Below are 10,490 nucleotides of genomic sequence, written 5' to 3'. Positions count from 1 at the left end.
GACGAGGCCTTGTCGGTACTCTGGGCCTATAAGGCGCGGCTCGCCAACCGGCTGTTGTTCCTGATCGCCGGCATCAGCGTGCAGCTGGTCATGTTCACCGATCAATGGCTGGTGATGCTGATCGGCATCGGCGCTACCATGGTGGCGCGTGCGGCGGCTGTGCTGCTGCTGTTGCCGCTCGCTGTGCGGTTGCCAGGCACTGAGCGCCTACCCGGAGCCTGGTATCCGCTGTTGTGGTGGGGCGGCACACGCGGGCGCGGTGACCCTGGCGCTGGCGTTGTCGCTGCCGGTGGAGCTGCCGTATTGGTGGACGATCCAGTCCATCGCCTATGGCGTGGTGCTCTGGACCCTGTTGGTGCAGACCACGAGCATGCCGCTGGTGCTGCGTTGGCTGCGTCCTTGAACCGATATCGCGTCGCAAGAATCATCGCTCAGGCTCCACTCGTTGTCCGCGCGGCCCGATCTCACTTGGCCGAGCACCCTGGCTTGCTTGCGCACATGACGGGTCTTAGCTCAGCAACCGTTCACGCAATAGACCCACTCCAGGGGATCGGCATCGCCACGGTCATCAGACTCGCCCTCGCGAAGCGCATCGTCGGCATCGTCGTCCGCATAGTCCAGCAGCAAAGCCGCCTTGAGGCTTGCCTCGAAGGCCAGCGCGCGCTTGAGCGCACGTGCACACGGGGCGCACTGCGCAGCATGGGCTTGAAGTTCGGCTTGTCGTCCTTGCGGATCGACCAACAGTTGCCGGCGAAAGGAGAGACAGTTCATGGGTTGAGTCCTCTGCGCGAAGCGGACAGCGCCTTGATATCAGCTAGGACCCGCCTTGTGCAGCGAATATTTCGTCACGATGACGCAAGGGTCTCCACCGCACTGCAGTGAATCGATACCGCGTTGCAACGGATCGTGTTAACGAAACGTGCTATTGGCTTCGGTGGTTTTCTGGAAAGGAAAGAAAAAACAAGGCATTAAAAACTGGCACGACGGCTGCACTAGCGCAGACAGATCGCTCATCGACGTCGGGAGTCCTTCCATGTCTGCTTCTGTTGCACGTGCCCCCAGCCCATCGACCACCGCCAGCGAAGCGCGAAGCTTCGAGGCCCTTGCCGAGACCTATCGGCACAGCCTCTTCAAGTACGCCTACCGGCTCTGCGGTAACAAAGAGATCGCCGAGGATCTGGTCCAGGACAGCCTGCTGCGGGCCTGGCGCTCATTTGCACGGCTGCAGAACCCAGCGGCTGCCTTGGGCTGGATGAAGACCATCGTGCGCCGCGAGAATGCGCGCCGCTTCGAGCGCATCCAACCGCGCGAGAGCGCGATGCCGACCGAGGAGTTGCCAGCGCAGCATGCGCAAGACTATGACACTTCCACCGACGCCTTTGTCTTGCGCCGGGCGCTCCGGGCGCTGCCGACGGAGTATCGCGAGCCGCTGATCCTGCAGGTGCTGCACGGCTATTCGCAGCAGGAGATCGCCGCGCGGCTTGGCCTCAGCGCTGCAGGCGCGGGTACGCGGCTGTTCCGGGCTCGCCAGCAGCTGCGCGCTGCGCTGGGCGAGCGGTCATGATGGCCGCGATGGACCTGGTTCAGGCCGACCGCGGCCGCCGCGGCGTGCTGGGCGTGGCGCAGCGCGGCTGTGATCCAGCGATGCCATTGCTGCTGGTCGAGGACAACGCACCGCTGCGCCAGATGCTGAGCTGGGAGCTGAGTGATCTCGGCTATCAGATCCATGCCGCGGGCGACTGCGCCGAGGCCCGAGCGCTCATCGCGCGACAGCCGATGCGAGGAGCCCTGATCGATATCCGCTTGCCGGATGGCGATGGCCGTGAACTGGCGGCTGAGCTGGCGGCGCGCGCTCCTGGGCTGACGATCGTGCTGATGAGCGGCGCCCATGATCTGCAACCCGATCCGGGGCTGGCGCCGCATATCCGCGCCTATCTGAAAAAACCGGTCAATCTGCTCAGTATCCACCAGCTGTTTGTTGCGAGCGGCAAGCCTGCGCGAGCGTCCTTCAACCACGGCTCACCCATGCCGTGATCCAGGCCATCAATGAGCCCAACCCCTCGCCTCGCCGGCGCGGGCCGTCCAGTCGTTTGCCTTCAAGGCGCAGTGATCCGCCCAACCGATGCCAGGAGCACCTCATGCCCTCGCTGATTCCGGACCCGGATGTTCAAGCGGAATTGCCGGACGCCCTGCCTGCCAAGCCGGCCATGCCGGCGCTGAGCGAAGCCGAGCGTCGCTTCAGCCAGCTACCCAGGCCGCTGCGCACGCTCGAGGCGGCGCCGGCGTCCCTGCAAGGCTACCTGGCCCTCGGCGCTTGGTTGGAGAAGACCTCGCTCTCGAGCGAGGAGCAGCAGGTGGTGCTGCTCAGTGTCAGTCGCGAGAGCCGCTGCGCCGTCTGCATGGGCGCCCATGGTCTGCTCACGGACATGATGGAGTTGCCACCAGCGATGACCGAGGCGCTGCGCGCGGGCAGCCGCCTGCCCGATCAACGCCTGGAGTCCCTCAGGCAGTTCACCGCCGCGCTGGCCAAGGCGCACGGCCACATCGATGAGGCCGCGGTCGCCGCGCTGGAGCAGGCCGGCTACGACCGGCAGCAGGTCTTAGAGGTGATCCTCGGCATCGGCATGAAGACCCTCGCGCACTTTAGCGACCAGATCCCCGGCACCGATGGACAGCCATTGCCGGCAGCCTGTCTTGCCTGCTAGCGAGACCCATTCAACCCCTGGAGTCCCCGATGCGTGCCGCTGAGCTCTTTGTCCGCTGTCTCGAGAACGAGGGTGTCGAGTACATCTTCGGTATCCCCGGTGAGGAGAACCTCGACCTGATGGATGCGCTGATCAACAGCCCGATCCAGTTCATCACCGTCCGCCATGAGCAGGGCGCGGCCTTCATGGCCGATGTCTATGGCCGCCTCACCGGGCGTGCCGGCGTCTGTCTCGGGACGCTCGGTCCTGGCGCGACCAACCTGATCACCGGTGTCGCCGACGCCAATCTCGACCGCGCGCCGGTGGTGGCGATCGCCGGTCAGGGCTCGACCCATCGCTTGCACAAGGAGAGCCACCAGATCGTCGATCTGGTCAACCTGTTCGCGCCGATCTCCAAGTACGCGACCTCGGTGCGCGAGCCGGAGGTGATCCCGGAGGTGGTGCGCAAGGCCTTCAAGGAGGCGACCCTGGAGAAGCCGGGGGCGAGCTTCATCGAACTGCCCGAGAACATCGCCGCCGCGGAGGTGGCGGAGATGGCGCCCCTGCGGGTGCAGGACCCGCGCACACCCTGGCCGACCGAGGATCGCCTCGCCGATGCCGCGGCGCTGATCGCCCAGGCCGAGCGGCCGATGGTACTGGCGGGTAACGGCGTCATCCGCGCCCAGGCCGCTGCCGCCTTAGACAGCTTCGCGGCGACGCTGAACATCCCGGTCGCCAAGACCTTCATGGCCAAGGGCGTGATCCCGCGTGACCATCCCCTCTCGCTCGGCACGGCCGGGCTCTCGGACAACGACCTGATCGCCTGCGGCTTCGAGCGCGCCGATCTGGTGATCTGCGTCGGCTACGACATGGTCGAATACCACCCCGAGCGCTGGCACCGCAACCCGGAGCAGGCGGTGATCCACATCGGCCAGCAGCCGGCCGAGGTCGATGCCCATTATCCAGTCGAGGTCGGCGTCGTCGGCGACCTCAATGCAGCGCTGCATGGCCTGATCCGAAGTCTCAAGGGCCGTCCGGAGAACTGGGCATGGGGCCTCAATCAGGCGATCCAGCAAGAGAACCGCGAGTATGCCGAGGACGACGGCTTCCCGCTCAAGCCGCAGAAGATCCTCTGGGATCTGCGGCGGGTCTTAGCACCCGAGGACATCCTGATCTCCGATGTGGGCGCGCACAAGATGTGGATCGCGCGCATGTGGCAGGCGCAGGCGCCGAATACCTGCCTCATCTCGAATGGCTTTGCCGCGATGGGGATTGGCGTGCCTGGCGCCCTGGCAGCCAAGCTGGTGCATCCCGAGCGGCGTGTGCTGACCATTACCGGCGATGCCGGTTTCCTGATGAACTCACAAGAGCTCGAGACCGCGCTGCGCCTTGGGCTTGCGTTCGTGGTGCTGATCTGGAGCGACAGCGCCTACGGGTTGATCAAGTGGCACCAGGACAAACGCTTCGGCCGCGACACCCAGATCGGCTTCAACAACCCGGACTTCGTCCAGTACGCCGAGAGCTTTGGTGCCCGTGGCTACCGGGTCGATGCGGCCGAGCAGCTGCTTCCGGTGCTCGATGAGGCGCTGCACTGCGGCACGGTCGCCGTTATCGATTGCCCGGTCGACTACGCCCAAAACATGCAACTGACCGAGCGCCTCGCCGCGCTGCAGTGCCCGGTCTAAGTGGAGTCCTGACGATGCTCTCGATGTTCGATTCCACCCAAGACTTCCTGCTGACCTCGCTGCAGCTGATGTCCGCGTTGTTCATCTTCGTTATTGGCTTGGCGGCCCTCTGGGGCGTCTACGCCTTTATCGTCGACAGCACCCAGAAGTCGCAGGCGATCCGCCGCAACTATCCGGTCATCGGTCGTTTTCGCTACCTGTTCGAGCGCCTCGGCGAGTTCTTTCGCCAGTACTTCTTTGCGATGGACCGCGAGGAGCTGCCGTTCAACCGGGCGCAGCGCAACTGGGTCTATCGCGCGGCCAAGGATGTCGATAACACGGTCGCTTTCGGCTCGACCCGCAACCTGACGGTGCCGGGGCAGGTGATCTTCGTCAACTGCCCGTTCCCGACCCTGGGCGAGGATGCGGTGCCATCGCAGCCGATAACCATCGGCCCCTTTGCGCGGCAGCCCTATACCATCGCGGGGCTGTTCCACATTTCCGGCATGAGCTATGGCGCTATCTCCAAGCCGGCGCTGGAGGCCCTGGCGAGCGGGGCGGCCAAGGCCGGCTGCTGGCTCAACACCGGCGAGGGCGGGCTCACGCGCTATCATCTGGAGAGAGGGACCGACCTGGTGTTTCAGATCGGCACCGCGAAATACGGGGTGCGTGACGCCGCCGGCAACCTCAGCGATGAGCGCCTGCAAACGGTCGCCGCCCATCCCCAGGTGCGGATGTTCGAGATCAAGCTCAGTCAGGGCGCCAAGCCCGGCAAGGGCGGCATCCTGCCGGCGGTCAAGGTGACGCCGGAGATCGCCGAGATTCGGGGCATCCCGGTCGGGGTCGACAGCATCAGTCCGAATCGCCATCCCGATGTCGGCAACACCGCCGAGCTGCTCGATCTGATCGAGCGGGTGCGTCGGGTCACCGGTAAGCCGGTCGGCTTCAAGGTGGTGCTCGGTGCCTATGGCTGGCTTGATGAGCTGCTAGGCATGGTGCATGCGCGCGGTGTGGCCTCGGCACCGGACTTCATCACGGTGGACTCCGCTGACGGCGGCACCGGCGCGGCGCCGATGCCCTTGATGGATGACATGGGCCTGCCGCTGCGCGTGAGTCTGCCGATGCTGGTCGATAAGCTCAACGAGTACGGACTGCGCGAGCGCATTCGGGTGATCGCCTCGGGCAAGCTCATCACCCCGGCCGATGTCGCCTGGGCGCTGTGCATCGGCGCGGATTTCATCACCTCGGCGCGCGGCTTCATGTTCGCGCTCGGCTGCATCCAGGCGCTGCAATGCAACAAGAACACCTGCCCAACCGGGATTACCACCCATCAGCGCAAGTTTCAGCGTGGCTTGCATGTGCCGACCAAGGCCGTGCGTGTGGCGGCCTATGTGCAGAACCTCTCCAAAGAGGTGGGTATCATCGCGCACGCCTGCGGCGTGCGCAGCCCGCGTGAGCTGCGGCGTTTCCATGCCCATCTGGTGCAGGCGGATGGACGCACCATTGGCCTGGATCAGTTCTATCCGGAGTCCGAGCGGCAGATTGTTGCGGCCCTCAGTTGGCCGCGTGATCAGATCGAAGTTGTGCACGCGTCCGAACACAGGTCGCGGCCCAGTCCGCTTGAGCCACTGCGCGAGCCCTCTCTTGAGCCTCCGATTGCGGCGATGAAGTCCGCGCCGTCGCTGCGCGCGCCGGCGGAATGAAGCCCCCGTCGGCATCCGCTCCTCGTCGGTACAATCGGAACTGGCGGGGCCGGTGCGAGAACCCAGCCAGCGAGACCTGATCATCCAGCCGGCAATAGGAGACATCATTACCATGACCGATGACCGACAACCGCATCATGGCCATCGCATAGCCGCCGAGGTCAGCCCGACTGGGTCGCTCGAGGTGTTGAATCCCTTCAATCTGCAACCGATCGCGACCGTTGATACCGTCGATCGCCAAGGCGTCGAGCAAGCGCTTGCGGTGGCCGCCGCCTGTTATCGGGATCGAACAGCCTGGCTGCCTGACTTTGAGCGCATGGCGATCCTACGCCGGGCCGCCGAGCTGATGGTCAACCGCATCGACGAGCTGGCCCTGTTGATCGCGCGCGAGGGCGGCAAACCCTTGAACGATGCCCGGGTCGAGGCCGAGCGCGCGGTCGACGGCCTGCGCTGCTGCGCTGAGCTGCCACGCCACAGCGGCGGGCGTGAGGTGCCGATGCAGGCCACCGCTGCCGGTGCCGGGCGCTGGGCCTTCAGCACCCATGAGCCGATCGGCCCGGTGGTGGCGATCAGCGCCTTCAACCATCCGTTGAACCTGATCGTTCATCAGCTGGCACCCGCAGTCGCCGCGGGCTGTCCGGTGATCGTCAAGCCGGCCGAGGACACGCCGCTGTCGTGCCTGCGCTTCATCGATCTGCTGCGCGAGGCCGGCCTGCCTCCGGCCTGGGCGCAGGCTTTGGTGACGGATTCGCCGATGACCGCCGAGGCGCTGGCGACCGATCCCCGCGTCGCCTTCCTGAGCTTCATCGGCAGTGCGCGCGTTGGCTGGCATCTGCGCTCGCGGCTCGCGCCCGGAGCGCGCTGCGCGCTCGAGCATGGCGGCGTGGCGCAGGTGCTGGTCGATCGTGGCGTCGATCTGCAGCAGGTCGTGCCCTTGTTGGCCAAGGGCGGTCTCTATCATGCCGGTCAGGTCTGCGTCTCGGTGCAGCGCGTCTACGTGCATCAGGATCAGGCGCTGGGTCTGGCGCAGGCGCTGGCCGAGACCGCAGCCGAGATGCGGGTCGATGATCCGACCCTGGCCGAAACCGCGATCGGACCGCTGATTCGCCCGGCCGAGGTCGAGCGCGTGGATCAGTGGGTGCGCGAGGCGATCGGGCAGGGCGCAACCTTGCTCTGCGGGGGCGAGCCGCTCTCGCGCACCTGCTATGCGCCGACGGTGCTGTTCGACCCGCCGGCGACGGCCAAGGTCAGCACACAGGAGCTGTTCGGTCCGGTGATCTGTGTCTATCCCTATGTTGAGGTCGATGCGGCGATCGAGGCGGCCAATGCCTTGCCGTTCGCGTTCCAGGCGGCGGTGTTCACGCGTGAGCTGGCATTTGCGAGGCATGCGGCCAGCCGGTTGGCGGCCTCAGCGGTGATGATCAACGACCATACTGCCTTCCGCACCGACTGGATGCCGTTTGCCGGACTGCGCCAATCGGGCCTGGGCACTGGCGGGATGCCCTATACCTTCGAGGACATGCGTACCGAGAAGTTGGTGGTCTGGCGGACGGACTGAGGCCGAGCCTCAAGCGAGATGATCGTCGATTACTCCGGCGTCAATCACGCTCGGCAACAGGACTTGGCGAGCGTTCGGTCACGCCTTGGGCACCCTGATCCTGGGAGACCTCATCGCTGCTGTCCTCGACCGTCCGCGTAAAGCGCAGATGGGCGATATCGGGCGGAAAGAACATTGCCCAGTTCCACTCCAGATAGAGCCGCGCCTTGCGCGCCAGGGTCGGAATATAGAGCAGGTAGAAGCCGCGCCACAGCAGCCAGGGGATGAACCCGGACAGATTGATGCCAAAGACCCGAGCCACGGCGCGGTTATGACCAATGGCCGACATCAGACCCTTGGGCTGATAGCCGAACGCGCGGGTTGGCTCGTTGCGCTCATGTCGGGCGATGTTGGCCGCGAGCTGCGGACCCTGGCGCAACGCAAACTGCGCCGTCGGCGGGCAGGGCGCACCATCGGCCCGGCTGTTCGGCACCGCCGCACAATCGCCGATCGCCCAAACACCCGGCAGACCAGGCACCGACATATCGGCCTCGACGCGCAAACGACCGCGCTGCTTCTCAGCGGGCAGGGCATCGATGAGCCGGTTCGCCGTGGTGCCGATGGTGCTGACGATGGTGCCGGCATCGATACGGCTGCCTCTGTTGAGCGTCACGCCCTGCGCATCAATGGCCTCACTGCGGGTCCCGAGCCGCACCTCGACCCCGCCATGCCGCGACAGCTTGCGCTCGGTAAAGCGGCCCAGTCGCTCCGGCAGCTCCGGCAACAAGTGTGGACCACCATGGACGATCACCACCCGCGCGGGCTCCAGCTGCGACTGCCGATACCAGCGTTGGCTCTCGGTGAGGAAGTCGCTGATCTCGCCGGCGACCTCGACCCCGGAGAAGCCGCCGCCGATCACGACGAAGGTCTTCAGCCAGCGGCGCAAGGTCGGGTTCTCGGTCAGCTCGGCGTCCTCGAGCCGGGCGATGACGCGATTGCGCAGATAGAGCGCATCGCCCACCGTCTTCAGCGGCAGCGTGTGCTCGGCCATTCCGGGGATCATGTGCAGATTGGCGCGGCTGCCGCAGGCTAGCACCAGATGATCATAGTCGAGGCGACTAGTCTCGGAGCTATTGCGGAACTGCACGCAGCGCGCGTCGGTGTCGATGCCGGTGACCTGGACCTGGTGGACCTTGGCGCGACGGACCATCTGCCGCAAGGGTGCGACCACATGCCCCGGCAGCACCGAGGCGCCGACCACCTCCGGCAGCAGCGGGTTGTAGGTCAGATGATTTTCGGCCGAGAGCAGATGGATCTCGGCCGAGCGCAGGCGCCGCTCGAGGGCCTTGGCCGCGGTGGCGCCGGCAAAGCCGCCACCAATAATGACGATCCGGGGGCGGCAGCTGGGGTCCGTAATGGGCGTGCTGGATGCATCGGGCATGACGGGCTCCGGTTAGCGGGCTCACAGGCGGCGCGTGCCGAGCAGGATCTGGCGCTCACGCAGAGCGTCCAGCAGGCTGCGAGGAGCCTCGATCAGCTGCGCCGGCTGTGGATGCTGAAGCTCGGGCACAAGCTGAGCGCATCCCGTCCCGGTTGGTTGGTAGAAGCTGGCGATCGGAAAGCGCCTCAGGCATGAGCAAAGCCTCCCATCGGAGGCTATTGGGCTGCGGCGGCGCACGCCGCAGCCCGAGACCGGCGCCATGAACAGGGTCGAGATCGGTGTTCATGGCTGCTTGCTCAGAAGAGTGGGGCAGCGGTCAGGGGTGCGCGGACCTTAGCTGCTGCCACACTTGCCCTCGCCACACTTGCCTTCGCCGCCATCCTTGGAACCGCATTTGCCTTCACTGTCGTCCTTGCTGCCGCACTTGCCTTCGCCACAGCTGCCTTCGGCCAGTTGCAGATAGCCGCTCTCGAGCTGTTCGGTGACGAAGGGGTTGTCGCCGGCCTGGGCCAGATTGGCGACGCTCAGGCTGCCAACGAGGGTCGCACCGGCGATCATGGCGGCTGAGGTGATGATCTGCTTGGACATGGAATCGCTCCGAAAGAATCTAAGGTTGGTATGCTGATAGCCGTTGTAGCGGCCTCGAGTCGCACCGGTCGGCTTGCACTGGTCGGCTCGCCGGCTTGCCCTTGGCCAGTGGCTATCACTCGCTAAAGACCGCAGTGGTCGGTGAAATCTTTCAGCGGATGTTGACGCGGCTGCCGAGAGACGTCGCCCAGGAGTTTTTCGATAACGGGCGGGCGATGCCAGGATCGGCTGAGTCCCTGTGGCGGAGCAGGCAGCGGGGTAGGCGTGTTAACCGCATGCTGATACCTCACAAGCCCGGCCGAGGACAGCGCACCGGGCGCGATGGCCGATGCTCCTCAGAGCACCGCGTCGATGCCCGCCTGGCCGTATTCGCTTCGCCGAGGCGCGGTATTAGTGACCACCTCGATCACCCCGTCGATCACTCAGGCCATTCCCCATGTCATTGTCCCGGCACCTCGCCAGTCTGAGCGTCCAAGTCGCCGCGGCCTATCTCGCGCTCGGGCTGTTGCTGACCGCGGCAGGCCTCTACAGCCTCAGCGCCTTTCAACGCCAATTGGGCGCGATTGAGCTGGTCAACCGGGCCGGGCAGCTCGAGCTGGCAGTCGAGCAAATGCACGCCCAGGCGATGAACTATTGGCAGAACGCCCCACGCGACTATCCGACCTACTACCGCGATGTGCGCCTCTACTACCAAGACCTGCTGGCACAGATCGCGACCATCGATGGCATCGTCGACAACTTCATGAGCGGCGACTTCAGCGACACGCTGCCGCTGCCGATGCCGGCCTGGCTGCAGCCGCACCTCGGCCTCGAGGCCGAAGCGGCGATTGTCGCGCTCGAAGACACCTGGGAGACCTGGCGCGCGACGCTCTT

Annotated in this window: 9 protein-coding genes and 1 pseudogene; 8 read left to right on the top strand and 2 right to left on the bottom strand. The window is 65.6% G+C overall.

From position 1 onward, the window contains the following. From VBE63_RS21095 to VBE63_RS21065, 7 genes are all read left to right on the top strand, one after another. Positions 1-882, top strand: an 882-nt coding sequence (locus tag VBE63_RS21095; RefSeq protein WP_323684992.1) for a hypothetical protein, incomplete at its 5' end; no start/stop codon positions are given. Positions 883-1,033: 151 nt separating this feature from the next. Next, entirely contained in the window at positions 1,034-1,564 is a 531-nt protein-coding gene (locus VBE63_RS21090; protein WP_323684991.1) for a sigma-70 family RNA polymerase sigma factor, read from the top strand. 8 nt (positions 1,565-1,572) lie between these two features. Then, positions 1,573-2,034: a response regulator gene (locus VBE63_RS21085; protein ID WP_323684990.1), complete on the top strand. Its 462-nt coding sequence runs from the start codon at positions 1,573-1,575 to the stop codon at positions 2,032-2,034. A gap of 104 nt (positions 2,035-2,138) precedes the next feature. Further along, the gene (locus VBE63_RS21080; RefSeq protein WP_323684989.1) at positions 2,139-2,705 is read left to right on the top strand and encodes a carboxymuconolactone decarboxylase family protein; all 567 of its coding nucleotides are present in this window, start codon (positions 2,139-2,141) and stop codon (positions 2,703-2,705) included. Between the two features lie 29 nt (positions 2,706-2,734). Next, positions 2,735-4,369, top strand: coding sequence for an acetolactate synthase large subunit (locus VBE63_RS21075; protein WP_323684988.1), 1,635 nt, complete (start codon positions 2,735-2,737; stop codon positions 4,367-4,369). Positions 4,370-4,383: 14 nt separating this feature from the next. After that, positions 4,384-6,051 carry an FMN-binding glutamate synthase family protein gene (locus tag VBE63_RS21070; RefSeq protein ID WP_323684987.1) on the top strand — a complete coding sequence of 556 codons (1,668 nt, stop codon included), beginning with the start codon at positions 4,384-4,386 and terminating at the stop codon, positions 6,049-6,051. Positions 6,052-6,163: 112 nt separating this feature from the next. Beyond that, a complete protein-coding gene (locus VBE63_RS21065; protein WP_323684986.1) occupies positions 6,164-7,609 on the top strand; it encodes an aldehyde dehydrogenase family protein in 1,446 nt (481 codons plus the stop codon). A gap of 40 nt (positions 7,610-7,649) precedes the next feature. Here the strand turns inward: VBE63_RS21065 and VBE63_RS21060 are convergent, their stop codons facing one another. After that, the gene (locus tag VBE63_RS21060) at positions 7,650-9,029 is read right to left on the bottom strand and encodes an NAD(P)/FAD-dependent oxidoreductase (protein ID WP_323684985.1); all 1,380 of its coding nucleotides are present in this window, start codon (positions 9,027-9,029) and stop codon (positions 7,650-7,652) included. Between the two features lie 333 nt (positions 9,030-9,362). Beyond that, entirely contained in the window at positions 9,363-9,617 is a 255-nt protein-coding gene (locus VBE63_RS21055; RefSeq protein WP_323684984.1) for a low-complexity protein, read from the bottom strand. A 436-nt stretch (positions 9,618-10,053) separates the two neighbouring features. On the opposite strand from VBE63_RS21055, the pseudogene VBE63_RS21050 reads away from it, so the two are divergent. After that, positions 10,054-10,490, top strand: a pseudogene (locus VBE63_RS21050) (histidine kinase); the annotation flags it as partial.

The sequence above is a fragment of the Lamprobacter sp. genome (genome assembly GCF_034860625.1).
In the GTDB taxonomy this organism is placed as follows: domain Bacteria; phylum Pseudomonadota; class Gammaproteobacteria; order Chromatiales; family Chromatiaceae; genus Lamprobacter.
Note: the sequence above shows the minus strand (reverse complement) of the source record. Positions and strands in the feature narration are given on the sequence as shown.